The organism is Sphingomonas flavescens, assembly GCF_030866745.1.
Lineage (GTDB): Bacteria > Pseudomonadota > Alphaproteobacteria > Sphingomonadales > Sphingomonadaceae > Sphingomicrobium > Sphingomicrobium flavescens.
On the sequence record NZ_CP133016.1, the window covers coordinates 2,052,121 to 2,067,781 of the forward strand.

Sequence of the window (15,661 nt, forward strand, 5' to 3'; positions counted from 1 at the left end):
TGCGCGGCGTGTTGCCCTTGCGCGGCGGCTTACCTAAGGAGCGCCCTTCCAGCGAATGCGGAGCGGTGGCCGAGTGGTCGAAGGCGCTCGCCTGGAAAGTGAGTATACGGCAAAACCGTATCGAGGGTTCGAATCCCTCCCGCTCCGCCATTTCGGGAAATTAGCGCTTGAGAGCGCGGTGGGTTGCCAGATGGTGCGCGTGGGTGATCGCCACCGCCAGCGCATCGGCCGCGTCCGCGCCCGCGATCTTGGCCCCGGGGAGCAGGCGAGAGACCATGGCGTGCACCTGGGGCTTCTCCGCGCCGCCTGTGCCGACCACGGCTTTCTTGACCAACGCGGGCGCATATTCTCCGACGTCGATCCCCGCACGGGCGGCGCACATCAGGATGACGCCCCGCGCCTGGCCAAGCTTTAGCGTCGATTGCGCGTTCTTGTTGACGAACACTTCCTCGACGGCCGCGCCGGCGGGCGCGTGGTCGGCGATCAGCGCTTCGAGTTGGTCGGCCAGCGCACACAATCGACGCGGCAGGGGCGCCGCAGTGTCGGTCTTGATCTGGCCATTGGCGATGTGGCTAAGCCGGTTGCCGTTCGCCTCGATCAGACCCCAGCCGGTGGTGCCGAGGCCCGGATCGAGACCGAGGATCTTCAGGCCAGCTTCTCCAGTTCATCCTCGGGCACATCGTAATTGCCCCACACGGTCTGGACGTCGTCGTCCTCTTCCAGCGTGTCGATCAGCTTCATCAGCGTCGCCGCGTCGTCGCCGCGGACTTCGACTTCGGTCGTCGGCTTCCACGCGAGCTTGGCGCCTTCGCCTTCGCCAAGCAAGCCTTCCAGCGCGCGCGCGACTTCATGCAGGCTTTCGACGCTCGTCCAGATGCGATGACCGTCCTCGTCGCTCTGCACGTCTTCGGCCCCCGCTTCGATCGCCGCTTCCAGCACCTTGTCGGCGTCACCGGCGCTGGCCGGGTATTCGATCAGGCCAAGCCGTTCGAAGCCGTGGCTGACGCTGCCGCTGGCGCCGAGGTTGCCGCCATTCTTCGAAAAGGCCGTGCGGACGTTGGTGGCGGTACGGTTGCGGTTGTCGCTCAGCGCCTCGACGATGATCGCGACGCCGCCGGGACCGAAGCCTTCGTAGCGGATCTCTTCATAATTATCCGCATCGCTGCCCGCAGCCTTGTCGATCGAGCGCTGGATATTGTCCTTGGGCATCGATTGTGCGCGGGCCGCGATCACCGCGGCGCGAAGACGCGCGTTGGCGTCAGGGTCGGGCAGCCCCATTTTTGCCGCGACGGTGATTTCGCGGCTGAGCTTGGAAAAGAGCGCCGAGCGCTTTTTGTCCTGCGCGCCCTTGCGGTACATGATGTTCTTGAATTTACTGTGGCCTGCCATCTCGTCTGCTCGGAACGGGTGAATTTGACAGTGCACTAGACGGGTGAGCGAGATCAGCACAAGCCAGACAGCATTTCCGGCCTTACGCGAGGTGTGGCGCGACTATATCCAGTTCGTCCGGCGGCCTCGCTTGCCGGAGGCTCCGACCGGCTTTGGCGCGGCGGCTTCCCGAGCAACCTTGGCGCTGTTCGCGCTCGACCTTTTGGTGATGCTGGTTCTGGCGGGAATTGCCCTGCTGGTCGTCAATCTCGGCGCGGAAATGCCGCACCACGCGCTCGACGGCCTGAAAATCACCGGCACGCTTTGGCTGTTGATCGTCCTGATCGGTCCGGTGGTCGAGGAGGCCGCTTTTCGCGGATGGCTTTCCGGCACGCCGCGCGCGTTCGGCTTATATGGGTCGCTCATCACCGTCGCCGGGGGCTTGATGCTGGTGCCGAGACTGAACTGGTCCGCGACGATCGCGCTCGGTGCGGCACTGATCGCCGGGCTGGCCGGTTCTCTGCTCTGGCTCCGCGGTGACCGGGCGAGCCACGGTTACCAGCGGCTCTTTCCCTACCTATACTGGATCAGCTGCCTGGCCTTCGGGCTCGTTCACCTCACCAATTTGACGATCGGTCAAAATCGGCTGGCCGTGCTGTGGGTGGCGCCGCAGCTCGTGCTCGGCACCATCCTCGGCTACGCCCGCGTAAAGCTGGGGATGTGGTCGAACATCCTCCTCCACATGCTCCACAACAGCATAATCATGGCCGTGGCGCTTGGGTCGGGAATGGGCAGCTAGCCTATTCGAGGCCGAGCGCCTGGCGATAGGTTTCGAGCAGCGCGTCGGCTTCCTGGCGCGCATGCGTCTCCATCTTCCGCAGGCGCACGATCGCGCGCATCGTCTTGGTGTCGTAGCCGTTCGACTTGGCCTCGGCGTAGACGTCCTTGACGTCGTCGGCGATGCCCTTCTTTTCCTCTTCGAGCCGCTCGATGCGCTCGATGAACAGCCGCAACTGGTCGGCCGCGACGGTGCCTTCCGCCATGCTTCGTGAACTCCAATTTGACGTGGTCGCCGCGGCTCTAGCGGCTTGAACCATCATGGCAAGCGGCTAAGGCGGGCGCGCCCAGCCGAAGGAATTACCGTGACCGAATTGCTGCCGCCGCGAAGCCGCAAGGTGAAGATCCTGGCGACGCTGGGTCCGGCGTCCAGCAGTCCGGCGATGATCCGCTCGTTGATGATGGTTGGCGCCGACGCCTTCCGCATCAACATGAGCCACGGCGACCAGCAGCAGAAAGCCAAGCTGGTCGAGGCCATCCGTGCGCTCGAAAAGGAATTCGGGCGGCCCACGACGATCCTGTTCGACCTGCAGGGCCCGAAGCTTCGGGTCGGCCAGTTCAAGGACGGCAAGGCGACGCTGGAAACCGGTGCGCGCTTTATCTTCGATCAGAAGGACGAACCGGGCGATGCCCAGCGCGTCCTCTTGCCGCACCCCGAGCTGTTCGATGCGGTTCGGCCGGCGACCAATATCCTGATCGACGACGGCAAGGTCCGCCTCAACGTCGTCAAGGTCGCCGACGGCGAGATCGTCTGCGAAGTGAAGGTCGGCGGGACCGTGTCGGACAATAAGGGCGTCAACGTGCCAGACGTGCTGGTGCCGATCCCCGCGCTCACCGACAAGGATCGCGACGACCTCAAGTTTGCATTGGAGCAACGGGCAGACTGGATCGCGTTGTCGTTCGTGCAGCGTCCTGAAGACGTTGCTGAGGCGCGGACGTTGATCGGCGATCGTGCCGCTTTGCTCGCGAAAATCGAGAAGCCGGCAGCGGTCGATCGGCTTAACGACATCGTCGCGCTGGCCGACGCGGTGATGGTCGCGCGCGGTGACCTCGGTGTCGAACTGCCGCCCGAGCAGGTTCCGCCGCTACAGAACAAGATCGTCGCGACGGCGCGGCAGTACGGCAAGCCCGTGGTGGTCGCGACGCAGATGCTGGAATCGATGATCACCTCGCCGACGCCGACGCGAGCGGAAGTCAGCGACGTCGCCAAGGCCATCTACGACGGCGCCGATGCGGTGATGCTGTCGGCGGAAAGCGCGGCCGGTAAATACCCGTGTGAAGCGGTGCAAATGATGGACCGCATCGCGGTCAGCGTGGAACGCGACCCGAGTTACCAGGAGCGGGTTCACTTCACGCAGATCCGCCTTGAGGCGACGACCGCCGACGCGCTGGCTGGATCCGCGCGGCAGATCGCCAGCACGATCTCCGCTACCGCAATGCTCTGCTACACAAGCTCCGGTTCGACCGCGCGGCGGATCGCGCGCGAACGGCCGCCGGTACCGTTGCTGGCAATGAGCGCATCGCTCCACACGTCACGCCGCATGGGCCTCCTGTGGGGCGTCCACGCGGTCCACACCCGCGACGTTTCGAATTTCGAGGAGATGGTGGAAAAGGCCAAGCGCATGGCGCTGCGCCACCAGATCGCCAAAGGCGGCGATCGCGTCATCGTCATGGCCGGTATCCCGTTCGGCAAGGCGGGATCAACCAACGTGCTGCACGTCGTCCGGCTAATCGGCGACGAGCTCGACCGCTACAGCGGCAATTAGCGCGGGAGCACGGCCGGGATCGCGTCGGCGATCTCTCGCGCGAGAAAACCGATCGGTCCGACCGTTTTGCTCAGGTGAATGCCGGCCTGGCCGTGCAGCCAGACGGCCCAGAGCAGTGCCGTGAGCGGCTCTGCGCCACGGGCGAGCAGACCCCCGACGATGCCCGAAAGCACGTCCCCACTGCCCGATACGCCCAACCCTGTCGCCCCGGATTCGTGCGTCCAGACTTCGCCTTCGGGGCATACAACGTAACCAGTAGCGCCTTTGACGTGGACGATCGCCCGATAACGCGCAGCTGCGCGTTGTCCGCAGGCGACCGGATCGGCTTCGATCTCGGCCTCGTCGCAGTCCAGCAGCGATGCCAATTCGTCGTTGTCGGGCAAGAGAATGGCAGGCTTGGCCCTTGGCTGCCGCGGGGGCTGCAACGCCTTCAACATTGCGACGTCCAGCGCCAATGCTGCGTCGGTCGCCATCAGCGCCTCCGTGATTTTCGCACAGGCGGCACTCGGTCGAACGCCGGGCCCGGCGACGACCGCGTCAGCCTTTCCTGCCAGCGCTTTCAAATTTCCCACTGCCGCCGTGGCAAAGCCGCCGCCACGAACCTCAGGCAAGCCGGCCACCATCGCTTCCGGCATGGCGATCGCAAGGTGCTGCGCAGCGCTCTCGACCGTTGCGATGGCCAGCTGGCCGGCGCCGGTACGCATGGCCGCGGTCGCGGCAAGCAATGCCGCGCCCGGGACGTCTCGGCTGCCGCCGATAATCAGGATGCGGCCCTTGTCTTCCTTGCCGCCGTTGCCGGCTGGCGGCAGCGGATGAGCCTTAAGCGCGTGCCGGTCGAGCTTCACCGTGTTCCAGTCATGAGATCCGGAGCGGAGGTCTTCGACGCGCCCTCGGCCTCCAGCGGCGCCCCATAATTCCAGAGGTCCAACGTCGGCACGCAAAGTCCCTTGACGTCCGCATCGAACTCATAGGCGGCGATGCCGCAGTTCAGCACCTCGGCCTGCTTGTCGATGCCGAGGATCTGCGCCTCGTCCAACTCCTCGAGGATGTAGCGGAAGCAGAGGACGACCACCTGATGGCAAACGATCATCACCCGGCGGTCGCAATAATGCAGGTTGATCGTGTTGAGCATCGACCGCAGGCGGAGAATGACGTCGGCCCAGCTCTCTCCGCCGGGCGGCCGGTGGTAGAATTTGCCAAGGCGTTTCCGGTGCGCGGCTTCCTCCGGGAATCGCTCGCGAATACCCAGCGTTGTTAGGCGGTCGAAGATGCCGAATTCACGCTCGCGCAAACGCTCATCGATGAGCGTTTTGGCCTTGCCGCCCGCAAGCGCGCCAGCCTGGCAAATGATCTCCGCGGTTTGCTTGGCACGGACATAAGGTGACGACAGGATGATCTCGGGCCGTTCCTCGCGCGGCATCGCGGCAAACCAGCGGCCGGCCGCCTTTGCCTGCTCGACGCCAAGGGCGGACAGCGGAACGTCGACATCGCGCATGTCGATGTCGATCTCATGCGCGTCCGCCTCTTCAGCGGCATCACGCGCGACATTTCCCTGGCTCTGCCCGTGTCGCACCAGCCACAATCGCTGAGGCCAATTTTGCGCCATCCGCGTTCCTCCTGACGCTCTAAAGCTTGAGCATCAGGTTGGTGCCGTCATTCCGCGGCAATTGCCTCCGGCGCACTCGCCCGCCGCTTTTCATCCATGCGCCGGAACGTCGCGAGCGCCTGACCGACGATCTGGTCCATGTTGTAATAGCGATAGGTGGCCAGTCGGCCGACGAAAGTCACGCCTTCGGTTGCGTCAGCCAGCGCTTCGTAGCGCTTGAACAGCTCCTGATTCTCCGGGCGCGGGATTGGGTAATAAGGATCGCCCTCGGCAGAAGGATATTCGTAGGTGACGGTCGTCACCGGCGACTCTTGTCCGGTCAGATATTTGTATTCGCTAATCCGCGTGTAGGGAACGTCGGGCGCCGGGTAGTTGACCGTCCCGGTTTCCTGGAAGCGATCCTGCTCCAGCGTCTGATGGTCGAACTTCAGGCTGCGATAGGGCAGCTTCCCGAAGCGGTGATCGAAATATTCGTCGATCGGACCGGTATAAACGACGTGGTCGGCGATTTCGTCGACGCGATCCTTGAGATCGCGGAAGTCGACGCCGGTACGCACTTCAATCAAGGGGTTGTCGAGGATGCGCGCGAACATGGCGGTGTAGCCGTCGCGCGGCATCGCCTGAAACGTGTCGGTGAAATAGCGGTCGTCCGTGTTCGTCCGCGTCGGAATCCTGGCGGTCACCGACTTGTCGAGCTCGCTCGGGTCTAGCCCCCATTGCTTGCGCGTGTAGCCCTGGAAGAACAACTCGTAGAGCTCGCGGCCGACGGCGTTGATCACGACGTCCTCGGACGTGCGAATGTTCTCAACCGGCTCGGCGCGCGAGGCGAGATAGTCGGCAGCTTCTTCGTCCGTCTTCAGGTCGAGGTCGAACAACTCGTTCAGGGTCTTCCGGTTGATCGGGATTGGCACCAGCCTGTCCCGGACGCGCGCAAGAACGCGATGCTCGTACGGCCGCCACTCCGTGAACTGCGACAGGTAGTCGACAACCTGGTCGCTGTTGGTGTGGAAGATGTGCGGGCCGTACTTGTGATAGAGGATCCCGGCTTCGTTCGGCTCGTCGTAGGCATTGCCCGCAATGTGCGGGCGCTTGTCGATCACCAGTACGCGCGCGCCGTGCTGGCTCGCCAGACGTTCGGCTATGACGGAGCCGGCAAAGCCGGCCCCGACGACGAGATAGTCGTAGCGGCCTTCGCCGCTCTGATCCGCGCTCATTCCGCTGCTACGAGCAGCGCCGGATCAGCGCCTTGGCGAACGCCCAGAACGTCGCTGATGAGACCCATCATCCGCGCCTGGGTCGTGTCCCAACTGGCCGCCGAGAGCATCAGGTCGGCTTCCGCGAGCCATCCGCTTTCCGGATCGTGCGAAAGCTTTAGCGCTTCCTCGCAAGCCGCGACGAACTCGTTCGGCGTCGACGCGATCTTGACGCCTTCAAGATGACCGTACGTGCGGACAACGTCGCGGATCGGCGTCGAGACTACCGGCTTGCCGCCCGCCAGATATTCCGGCGTCTTCGTCGGCGAAATGAACTGCGTCGATTCGTTCATCGCAAACGGCATCAACGCTACGTCCCAACCCGATAGATAGGCCGGGAGCTGCTCATAGGTCTTGCCGCCGAGGTAGTGGATGTTGCTGCGCTTCGGGAGGTCTTCCGGCGCGATCTTAACGACAGGGCCGACCATGACAAACGACCAGTCCGGCCGCATCTTCGCAACCGCATCGAGCAGGTCGATGTCGAACCGCTCGTCGAGCACGCCGTAGAAGCCAAGGCGCGGACGCGGCAAATCTTCCTGGTCGGCCGGATCGAACAAATGGGCCCGAGCCTTGCAGAAGTGCGCGCGGTCGACCGACGAAGGGAAGCAATGCACGTTGGCGTGACGGTCCTTCTTGGCCTCGAACAGGCTTGCGCCGCCGGTGAAGACGACGTCCGCGCGGTCGATCACTTCCTGCTCGAGCTCCAGCAGCTTTGCCGGAGCGAACTTGAACTTGCTGAGCTCATCCATCGCGTCGAACACGACGACGTCAGCATCCAGGTGCCGCGAGAAAGGCAGCATCATCGGCGTGTAATACCAGGCAATCAGCGGTCCGCGGATCGAGGCAACATGCGCGTCCAGCAGACGCTTCAGCGCGGCCTCCCGCGCATCCTCCGGCATGCCTTGCGGCAAGTGCGGGACGATCACGCGGACGTTCGCCGCATCTTCTGCCTCACGAACCTGCAGGAATGCGGTCTCCTTGGGACCGATATCGACCGGTTCTTCCCAATAGATGACCTGCATTTCCCGCGCGAAGCGGGTCATCAGGTGCTGAGGACGCTGAAATACAAAGTTCCACCGCAAGTGCGAAAAACACAGAAGCGTCGCAGCCTCCGGCGTTGGCGCCGAGGGCTCGGCTTGATGTGTTACGGGCACCCCGACGCGCGTCAGCATTTTCGCTCTTTCCTCCATGTTGTGGGAAAACCCAGAACAAGAACGGAACCGAGGCCCGGCAGTTCCTCGCGATTAACCAGAGTTAATACAAAAACCCGTATGCTGCACTGCAACGCGCGCCAGAACGTTTCGGACTCGCGCCAAACTCCGGCGCTAAGGAAAGTTACCCACCCGACACTTCTCATGCGACGGCCATTCGGTTGACCCGCACCGCCTGCCGTGGAAGACGCGGCGGCCGAGGAGAGCACGCTTGGCCACCACCATCGAAGAACTCGAGCATCGGCGTGAACTGGCGCGGCTTGGCGGCGGCGAAAAGCGCATTGCGGCGCAGCATGCAAAGGGCCGGCTGACCGCCCGCGAGCGGCTGTCGGTGCTGCTCGATCAGGGCAGCTTCGAAGAATATGACATGTTCGTCGAGCACAATTGCGCCGACTTCGGCATGGAGAGCCAGAAGTTCCCGGGCGACGGCGTCGTGACGGGGTCGGGCACGATCAACGGGCGACTGGTGTACGTGTTCGCGCAGGACTTCACGGTGTTCGGCGGCTCGCTCAGCGAGCGCCACGCGCAGAAGATCTGCAAGGTCATGGACATGGCGATGAAGGTCGGGGCGCCGGTCATCGGTCTCAACGACAGCGGCGGCGCGCGCATTCAGGAAGGCGTCGCGTCGCTCGGCGGCTACGCCGAGGTGTTCCAGCGCAACGTGCTCGCCAGCGGCGTCATCCCGCAGATCAGCCTGATCATGGGCCCGTGCGCGGGCGGCGCTGTCTATTCGCCGGCGATGACGGACTTCATCTTCATGGTGAAGGACAGCTCGTACATGTTCGTCACCGGCCCCGACGTGGTGAAGACGGTCACCAATGAGGTGGTGACGCAGGAGGAACTGGGCGGCGCGGTGACCCACACAACGAAGTCCGGCGTGGCCGACGTCGCCTTCGAGAACGACATCGATGCGCTCCTTGCGACCCGCGATTTCTTTGACTTTCTGCCGCTATCCAATCGTCATGACGATCCGTCGCGGCCGTGCGCCGACCCCATCGACCGGCTCGAGGACAGCCTCGACACGCTGATCCCGCCGAGCGCGACGACGCCTTACGACATGCACGAGCTGATCCGGAAGGTCGCCGACGAGGGCGACTTCTTCGAACTCCAGCCAGCTCATGCAGGGAACATCATTATCGGCTTCATCCGCATTGAAGGGCGGACCGTCGGCGTGGTGGCCAATCAGCCGATGGTGCTGGCCGGGGTGCTTGACATCAACAGCGCCAAGAAGGGGGCGCGCTTCGTCCGCTTCTGCGACGCCTTCGACATCCCGATCCTGACCTTCGTCGACGTGCCCGGCTTCCTGCCTGGCACCGCGCAGGAGCATAACGGCATCATCAAGCATGGCGCCAAGCTGCTGTTCGCCTACGCCGAAGCGACGGTCCCGAAGATCACCGTCATCACCCGCAAGGCCTATGGCGGCGCCTATGACGTCATGGCCTCCAAGCATCTGCGCGGCGACCTCAATTACGCCTGGCCGACCGCCGAGATCGCGGTGATGGGCGCCAAGGGCGCGGTCGAGATCATCTTCCGCAAGGACATCGGCGACCCGGAAAAGATCGCCGAACGCACCCGCGAGTACGAAGAGCGCTTCGCCAATCCCTTTGTGGCGGCGAGCAAGGGCTTCATCGACGAAGTGATCATGCCGCACTCGACGCGGCGGCGGGTCGCGATGGGCTTGCGAAAGCTGCGCAACAAGCAGCTCGAAAACCCGTGGAAGAAGCACGACAACATACCGCTGTGAGCACCTATGTCGCCACGATACGCTGGACCCGCTCGGGCGACAGCGACTTCGCCAAGGGTCAATACAGCCGCGCGCATCAGTGGAGCTTCGACGGCGGGCTGACCGTCCCTGCCTCGCCCAGCCCGCACGTCGTGCCCGCGCCGTGGAACGACCCGGCTGGCATTGACCCGGAGGAGGCGTTCGTCGCCTCGCTCTCGTCCTGCCATATGCTGTTTTTCGTGGACTTCGCGCGGCGAGCCGGCCTGATCCCCGACAGCTATGTCGATGAGGCGGAAGGCGTGCTGGACAAGCGTGAAGACGGGCGCATCGCGATGACCCGCGTCACATTCCGCCCACAAGTCAACTGGAGCGGAGATGCGCCGGACGCCGCAGTGATCGCCGATCTGCACCACAAGGCGCACGAAGCCTGCTTCATCGCCAACAGCGTGACTACGGAAGTGACTATCGAGCCATGAAACTCGGCCGCCTGAACCATGTCGGCATTGCGACGCCGTCCATCGAGCAGAGCCTCGAAACCTACCGCAACCTGTTCGGCGCCGAGCCGCATGGCGCGCCGTTCGACCTGCCGGCGCAGGGCGTCCGTGTCTGCTTCGTCGACACGCCCAACAGCCAGATCGAGCTGATCGAGCCGTTGGGCGACAACTCGCCGATCGTGAAATTTCTCGAGCGCAATCCGCTCGGTGGCCAGCATCACGTTTGTTTCGAGGTGCCGGACATCCACGCTGCGAAAGCCGAGTTTGAGGCCAAGGGTGCCCGCGTGCTCGGCGAACCGCGCATCGGCGCGCACGGGACGCTCGTCTTCTTCGTCCATCCCAAGGACATGGGCGGCGTTCTGACCGAGATCATGGAAACGCCCGCCGCGCATTGATGCGGACACGAAACCGAATGCGCCGCCATGCGCTTTTGGGGACGTGATCCAGGTTAATCAGGAAACGCATCCGTGGTGGACGGTGCAATATGGCCCGGGGCCGGTGGTCGCGACGGCGATTCACGACGGTCACGACCTGCGTCCGGACATCGCGGCGCGCATGGCGCTCGCCGAAGACGACCGCCTCCGCGAGGAGGATCCATTCACGGGCGAGGCGGTGCGCGGCGTTGCGGCGCACGTCATCGCGCATCGCTCGCGCTTCGAATTCGACCTGAACCGCGGCGCAGACAGCGCGATCTACCGCACGCCGGATCAGAGCTGGGGCCTCGATGTGTGGGGCAGCGACGGTTTGGACGACGCAATGGCCGCCCGTTCGCTCGAACTGCACGCCGCCTATTATGCGATGCTCGGCACATTGCTCGACGATGTTGCCCGCCGACATCCCAAATTCCTCGTGCTCGACGTGCACAGTTACAACCACCGTCGCGACGGGGCCGACGCCGACCCGACGCCGCAAGCCGAAGCCCCCGACATCAACATCGGCACCTTCTCCATGCCGCGCGACGAGTGGACCTGGCTGGTCGATCCGCTGATGGAAGAAATGCGGGCGTTCGATTTCAACGGGCGCCAGTTGGACGTTCGTGAGAACGTCGCCTTTCAGGGCAAGGGCGAGCAGACGCGCTTCATTCACGAGCGCTATCCCGGGCGGGCCTGCGCGATCGCGCTTGAGTTCAAGAAATTCTACATGGACGAATGGACTGGCGAGCCGATCCCGTCCGAAGTTGCCGCGATGCGGCGCTTCATTCGCGCCATCGCGGAAACAGCGGAGGGACTGCTGAATCGATGACGCAGCCGCGTCTGCAGGTCGTCGGCGAGGGGCTCGATTTCGGCAAACGTGGCGACTTGCGCCAGAACGTCGGGAAGACGGGCCGCATCCACCTCGATCGCTGGCAGCCGTTTCTGGTGCTGCATCGTGCCGTGGACCCCGCGCGGAGCATCGCCCGGCGGGTGGCGGTCAACAGCCCCGCATATCTCATTTGGTCGCCTGAGGACGATCAGGCAGCGGGGGTTGCCTTATCCACCTTGGCCGATGCGCTGCGCGACAGGTTCGGCAGCCTTCTGCTGCTGTCGGTCGAAGACGCACCGTGGAATCCGGTTCCTGAGGGATCCCAAAATCTGCATCCCTTCGATTTCCGCGTCTCTGCCGCCGGCAGCCCGGCCTCCGGCAAGGCGTTGGAATGCCTGGTCGAGGCGCTCGGCAAGATACGTATTGATCTTCGCAAGCCTGACGTCTCGATCGGCGATGCTGACGGAGCGCTTGCCGGGATTGCAACCGATGCCGCCACATACGACCGCGTTTCCCTGGTCGTCCCGCAGATCCACCGGCTGGATGAGCGAACCTTCTATCCGCAGGTCACGCGCGACCTCGCCGTCGCCGTCGGCGACGCGCTTCTCAAGACGGCCTGCGTTTACATGTCCCGCCAGGACGTCGGGGCACCGAGCCATTTCCGTTCCCTGGGACGAAGCGCCTTTCTGTCGGCGGCGCTGGATGCCGACCGGAAGCTCGACAAGGTCGCGCGCAGCTTCGATTTCCTGTTGTCGGTGTCGCCTATCAACAGCCGTGAGGCGATGGAGCGGTTCTTCGCCGATGGCGAGGCCGAACCGCCAAAGTTTCGCTATCGCCCGCTGACCATCGATCCGGCGGTCGGCAAGCGCGGCCTCTACGCGGTGGACCTGTCGATCGTGGAAGATCCGCTGCTCGAACGGCTGTTGTCGGAGAAACGGCAGGAGATTGATCACCAGCTGACGATGCTGGCGACGCGAAATACCAGCGCGTTCAAGGCGGCCTCGCTGCTGCAATATGGGACCGTCAGCAACAGCTTGTTGGCCGACGCCCAAGCCATCCTGGCGCGGCCGAAGCAGGCGAAGGCCAGCGGCGAGGTCGTTGGCGCGATCGATGTCGCGGCAGCGGCGCACAAGCTGGTCGAACATTATCGGGCAATCGACGATCGCTTCGACGCCGCGATCGAGGTTCGTGACGACGTCGGCAGCCTGCTGGTGTCGGGCGGTAAGCTGATGATCGCGGGCAATACGGCCATGCTGCAGTCGCGCGTGGACGCATTGCTGGCGCACGAGATCAGCGTCCATCTGCTGACCTATTTCAACGGGGCCTCACAGGGGCTGACTGCGTTTCGCACCGGTCTCGCCAATTACGAAGGCGTGCAGGAAGGTCTTGGCGTCTTTGCGGAATGGGCCGTCGGCGGCTTGTCCGAGCCGCGGATGCGGTTGCTCGCCGGGCGTGTCGTGGCGGTCGCGGCGATGGTCGACGGCGCGGAGTTCCTCGAGGTCTATCGCGATCTCGTCGACCGCTACCGACTGCGACGAAAGGCGGCCTTCGATATCACAACCCGCGTTTTCCGGTCAGGCGGCTTCGCCAAGGACCTAATCTACCTCAAGGGCTTCCAGGACGTGATGGGCCTGGTGGCGCGCGGTGCCGCGCTCGACCCCTTCTGGATCGGCAAGATCGCCGTCGATCACGTCGACGAGATCGAGGAGTTGATGCAGCGGAACCTCGTCCGCCCACCGCTGTTTCAACCGGAATTCCTTGGGCGCGCCGACGTCCAGCGTCGGATTGCCGCCGTTCGCGGCCAGTCTTCCCTTTCGGCTTTACTCGACGTGGAGTGACCCCGCGCATGCAGATCGGTTTTTTCGTCAACGACCTCGAACGCGAATATGAGAATTACGCGACGACGGTGCTTGCACATATGGCCGCGAGCCGAGGGCATCGCGTCTGCTACATCACGCCGTCCGATTTCGCGCTCAATCCGGACGACACGCTCTCGGTGCACGGCCGTTTCCTGCCCGAACGCAAGTTCAAGGACCGCAAGGCGTTCTTCGAGGCGCTGAGGGATCCGAAGGTCACGAAGGTCGAGCGGATGGACGTCACCGCGCTCGACGTACTGATGCTGCGCAACGACCCGTCGATCGATTTCCAGACGCCCTGGGCGATGGAGGCCGGCATCCTGTTCGGCCGCGAGGCGGTGAAGCGCGGGGTCATCGTGCTCAACGATCCGGACAGCCTCGGTCGTGCGATCAACAAGTTGTATTTCCAGAGCTTCCCGCCCGAAGCGCGCGCCGAAACTTTGATCACGCGGCACGCCTCCGACATCAAAGCGTTCGCCAAGGATCACGGCAACAACATCATCCTGAAGCCGCTGCAGGGCTCGGGCGGATCGGGCGTCTTCAAGCTCGATCCCGAGAACGCCTCGAACCTCAATCAGATGATCGAGGCCATCAGCCGCGACGGCTACATCATCGCCCAGGCCTATGTGCCGGCGGCGAAGAAGGGCGACATCCGCCTGTTCATGATGAACGGCCGGCCGCTGGAGATCGACGGCAAATATGCCGCGCTCCGCCGGGTGCAGGCGAAGGACGATATCCGCTCCAACATCCATGCCGGCGGCAAGGCGGAGAAGGTTGAGATCGGCAAGGTCGAGCTGGCCGTCGCCGAGATCATCCGGCCCAAGCTGCTCGCCGACGGCATGTTCCTGATCGGCATCGACATCGTCGGTGACAAGATCCTGGAAGTGAATGTGTTCTCGCCCGGCAACCTGCACAGCTGCTCCAACCTAGCGGGCGTCGATTTCTCGGTGCCGATCCTGGAATCGATCGAGCGCAAGGTGTTGATCCAGGATGAGTATGCCGGTGCTTTCGACAACCGGCATCTGGCAATCCTCTAGGCGGCAGCCTGCATTGCGAGCGCGATGGCGCCGAGCGGACCCGCGTCGTCGCCGAGTTCGGGCGCGCAGACATATCCTCTGGCGAGTGGCAGTTCGACGTAACCGTTGAGGCTCTCGACCAGCTTGGCCTCGATCCTTTCCAGCAGATGCGGCTGGCGTGCCGGGACGCCGCCACCGATGGCGATCCGCCGCGGCGCGGCCGTCAGGACGATCGCGTGGCAGAGCTGGGCCAGCGTCCAGATGACCGTCTCCCAAGCGGTGTGATCGCGTGGGGTGTCGGCCAATCCCTTTCCCAGCCGGGCGCTGAGCGCCGTTCCCGACGCGAGGCCCTCGACGCAATCACCGTGGAAGGGGCACGAACCCGGCCAATCGTCGCCGGCGAGCCGCGCGACCCTGAGGTGCCCCAGCTCAGAATGACCGAAGCCGCGCGTCGGCTGGCCGTTGACGATCAGGCCGACGCCGATGCCAGTGCCCACCGTGATGTAGGCGAAATCCTGCATGCCGCGCCCGCTGCCCCAGCGCATCTCGGCAAAGGCGGCACCGTTGACGTCGGTGTCGAGCTGCGCGGGCGCCCTGGCGGCATCGGCCAACGGCGCGAGAATATCGGCGTGCGCCCAGCCCGGCTTCGGTGTCGCCCGCATCCGGCCGTAGGTGGGCGAGGCGGGGTCGATATCGATCGGACCGAAGCTGGCAACTCCCAGCGCATCGCAGTGCCAGCCCGCTAGAATCTCGCCCAACGCATTCAATGTTTCTCGCGGCGCCGTGGTTGGAACGCTTTCGCGAGCCACGATCTGTCCCGGCCCGTCGGCCAGGATAGCGATGCACTTGGTGCCGCCCAGCTCGACCCCCGCGTAAGTCATTTGCCGTCCGTTCGCCACGACGGGTTTAATCTTGCCTGCGCCAGTCCGCGCGTCGCCCGCGCCAGCCTGAACTTCCGCTTCGTGATCATCGGCGTATCTTTTGCGCAAGGTTCAGGAGACGAAGAATGGCATGGTGTATCGGGCGCAGCGAAGCGATGAACGATCCGGTCGCGGCGCGACGCAAGGCGCTGGGCAAGCTGCGCGGACTGGAGAGCGTCGACGATCCCGAAAGCCTGGTGGTGCCGATCCTCATCGACGCGATCCTGATGGCGGAGAGCTATCGCGGGGCGCGGCATCAGATCACCTTCCTCGACGAAATGACACGCAACGTGGATGCGCTCATCCGCGAACTCAACGCCGTCGAAAAAGCGCGCGAATGGGCGGAGCCCGTCACCGGCGCCTGATCGT

At 64.1% G+C, this 15,661-nt stretch carries 17 protein-coding genes and 1 tRNA gene; 10 read left to right on the plus strand and 8 right to left on the minus strand.

Annotated elements, in window-relative coordinates:
- Positions 1-59: 59 nt before the first annotated feature.
- A tRNA-Ser gene (locus QU596_RS10535) sits at positions 60-150 on the plus strand.
- A gap of 10 nt (positions 151-160) precedes the next feature.
- Here QU596_RS10535 and ruvC read toward each other — a convergent pair.
- Both ruvC and QU596_RS10545 read right to left on the minus strand, forming a co-directional pair.
- Complete coding sequence (ruvC, locus tag QU596_RS10540) at positions 161-649, minus strand: crossover junction endodeoxyribonuclease RuvC (protein WP_308517986.1); 489 nt, start codon at positions 647-649, stop codon at positions 161-163.
- A complete protein-coding gene (locus QU596_RS10545; protein ID WP_308515469.1) occupies positions 646-1,389 on the minus strand; it encodes a YebC/PmpR family DNA-binding transcriptional regulator in 744 nt (247 codons plus the stop codon). The genes ruvC and QU596_RS10545 overlap by 4 nt, the downstream gene beginning before the upstream one ends.
- Before the next feature lie 43 nt (positions 1,390-1,432).
- Here QU596_RS10545 and QU596_RS10550 point away from each other — a divergent pair, with 43 nt between their 5' ends.
- Positions 1,433-2,167 (plus strand): CPBP family glutamic-type intramembrane protease, encoded by a 735-nt coding sequence (locus QU596_RS10550; RefSeq protein WP_308515470.1) that lies wholly within the window; start codon positions 1,433-1,435, stop codon positions 2,165-2,167.
- Between the two features lies 1 nt (position 2,168).
- Here QU596_RS10550 and QU596_RS10555 read toward each other — a convergent pair whose 3' ends face one another.
- A complete protein-coding gene (locus tag QU596_RS10555; RefSeq protein ID WP_308515471.1) occupies positions 2,169-2,411 on the minus strand; it encodes a DUF2312 domain-containing protein in 243 nt (80 codons plus the stop codon).
- Between the two features lie 99 nt (positions 2,412-2,510).
- Between QU596_RS10555 and pyk the strand changes: the two genes are divergently transcribed.
- Positions 2,511-3,971 (plus strand): pyruvate kinase, encoded by a 1,461-nt coding sequence (gene pyk / locus QU596_RS10560; protein ID WP_308515472.1) that lies wholly within the window; start codon positions 2,511-2,513, stop codon positions 3,969-3,971.
- On the opposite strand, the gene QU596_RS10565 is transcribed toward pyk, so the two are convergent.
- From QU596_RS10565 to QU596_RS10580, 4 genes are read right to left on the minus strand one after another with little or no spacing between them, the layout of a single operon-like run.
- Positions 3,968-4,816: an NAD(P)H-hydrate dehydratase gene (locus QU596_RS10565; RefSeq protein ID WP_308515473.1), complete on the minus strand. Its 849-nt coding sequence runs from the start codon at positions 4,814-4,816 to the stop codon at positions 3,968-3,970. The genes pyk and QU596_RS10565 overlap by 4 nt on opposite strands.
- Positions 4,813-5,577 (minus strand): histidine phosphatase family protein, encoded by a 765-nt coding sequence (locus tag QU596_RS10570; protein WP_308515474.1) that lies wholly within the window; start codon positions 5,575-5,577, stop codon positions 4,813-4,815. Before QU596_RS10570 ends, QU596_RS10565 begins: the two co-directional genes overlap by 4 nt.
- Before the next feature lie 47 nt (positions 5,578-5,624).
- Positions 5,625-6,791 (minus strand): UDP-galactopyranose mutase, encoded by a 1,167-nt coding sequence (glf, locus tag QU596_RS10575; RefSeq protein ID WP_308515475.1) that lies wholly within the window; start codon positions 6,789-6,791, stop codon positions 5,625-5,627.
- A complete protein-coding gene (locus tag QU596_RS10580) occupies positions 6,788-7,873 on the minus strand; it encodes a glycosyltransferase (protein ID WP_308515476.1) in 1,086 nt (361 codons plus the stop codon). The genes glf and QU596_RS10580 overlap by 4 nt, the downstream gene beginning before the upstream one ends.
- A gap of 379 nt (positions 7,874-8,252) precedes the next feature.
- Here QU596_RS10580 and QU596_RS10585 point away from each other — a divergent pair, with 379 nt between their 5' ends.
- From QU596_RS10585 to QU596_RS10610, 6 genes are read left to right on the plus strand one after another with little or no spacing between them, the layout of a single operon-like run.
- Complete coding sequence (locus QU596_RS10585; RefSeq protein ID WP_308515477.1) at positions 8,253-9,785, plus strand: acyl-CoA carboxylase subunit beta; 1,533 nt, start codon at positions 8,253-8,255, stop codon at positions 9,783-9,785.
- The gene (locus QU596_RS10590) at positions 9,755-10,240 is read left to right on the plus strand and encodes an OsmC family protein (RefSeq protein ID WP_308515478.1); all 486 of its coding nucleotides are present in this window, start codon (positions 9,755-9,757) and stop codon (positions 10,238-10,240) included. Before QU596_RS10585 ends, QU596_RS10590 begins: the two co-directional genes overlap by 31 nt.
- Positions 10,237-10,653 (plus strand): methylmalonyl-CoA epimerase, encoded by a 417-nt coding sequence (gene mce, locus QU596_RS10595; protein WP_308515479.1) that lies wholly within the window; start codon positions 10,237-10,239, stop codon positions 10,651-10,653. The genes QU596_RS10590 and mce overlap by 4 nt, the downstream gene beginning before the upstream one ends.
- Positions 10,654-10,696: 43 nt before the next feature.
- Positions 10,697-11,500 (plus strand): N-formylglutamate amidohydrolase, encoded by an 804-nt coding sequence (locus tag QU596_RS10600; RefSeq protein WP_308515480.1) that lies wholly within the window; start codon positions 10,697-10,699, stop codon positions 11,498-11,500.
- Positions 11,497-13,338 (plus strand): peptidase MATCAP family protein, encoded by a 1,842-nt coding sequence (locus tag QU596_RS10605; protein WP_308515481.1) that lies wholly within the window; start codon positions 11,497-11,499, stop codon positions 13,336-13,338. Before QU596_RS10600 ends, QU596_RS10605 begins: the two co-directional genes overlap by 4 nt.
- 8 nt (positions 13,339-13,346) lie before the next feature.
- The gene (locus tag QU596_RS10610) at positions 13,347-14,393 is read left to right on the plus strand and encodes a glutathione synthetase (RefSeq protein ID WP_308515482.1); all 1,047 of its coding nucleotides are present in this window, start codon (positions 13,347-13,349) and stop codon (positions 14,391-14,393) included.
- On the opposite strand, the gene QU596_RS10615 is transcribed toward QU596_RS10610, so the two are convergent.
- The gene (locus QU596_RS10615; RefSeq protein ID WP_308515483.1) at positions 14,390-15,253 is read right to left on the minus strand and encodes an ROK family protein; all 864 of its coding nucleotides are present in this window, start codon (positions 15,251-15,253) and stop codon (positions 14,390-14,392) included. The genes QU596_RS10610 and QU596_RS10615 overlap by 4 nt on opposite strands.
- A 125-nt stretch (positions 15,254-15,378) precedes the next feature.
- Between QU596_RS10615 and QU596_RS10620 the strand changes: the two genes are divergently transcribed.
- Positions 15,379-15,657: a hypothetical protein gene (locus QU596_RS10620; protein WP_308515484.1), complete on the plus strand. Its 279-nt coding sequence runs from the start codon at positions 15,379-15,381 to the stop codon at positions 15,655-15,657.
- Positions 15,658-15,661 lie beyond the last annotated feature (4 nt).

What these genes read in the sequence shown, in the direction of transcription:
- QU596_RS10545 (WP_308515469.1), bottom strand. Translation starts at nt 1,389, where the DNA reads ATGGCAGGCCACAGTAAATTCAAGAACATCATGTACCGCAAGGGCGCG.
- QU596_RS10555 (WP_308515471.1), bottom strand. Translation starts at nt 2,411, where the DNA reads ATGGCGGAAGGCACCGTCGCGGCCGACCAGTTGCGGCTGTTCATCGAG.
- QU596_RS10570 (WP_308515474.1), bottom strand. Translation starts at nt 5,577, where the DNA reads ATGGCGCAAAATTGGCCTCAGCGATTGTGGCTGGTGCGACACGGGCAG.
- glf (WP_308515475.1), bottom strand. Translation starts at nt 6,791, where the DNA reads ATGAGCGCGGATCAGAGCGGCGAAGGCCGCTACGACTATCTCGTCGTC.
- QU596_RS10580 (WP_308515476.1), bottom strand. Translation starts at nt 7,873, where the DNA reads ATGACCCGCTTCGCGCGGGAAATGCAGGTCATCTATTGGGAAGAACCG.
- mce (WP_308515479.1), top strand. Translation starts at nt 10,237, where the DNA reads ATGAAACTCGGCCGCCTGAACCATGTCGGCATTGCGACGCCGTCCATC.
- QU596_RS10605 (WP_308515481.1), top strand. Translation starts at nt 11,497, where the DNA reads ATGACGCAGCCGCGTCTGCAGGTCGTCGGCGAGGGGCTCGATTTCGGC.
- QU596_RS10610 (WP_308515482.1), top strand. Translation starts at nt 13,347, where the DNA reads ATGCAGATCGGTTTTTTCGTCAACGACCTCGAACGCGAATATGAGAAT.
- QU596_RS10615 (WP_308515483.1), bottom strand. Translation starts at nt 15,253, where the DNA reads ATGACTTACGCGGGGGTCGAGCTGGGCGGCACCAAGTGCATCGCTATC.
- QU596_RS10620 (WP_308515484.1), top strand. Translation starts at nt 15,379, where the DNA reads ATGGCATGGTGTATCGGGCGCAGCGAAGCGATGAACGATCCGGTCGCG.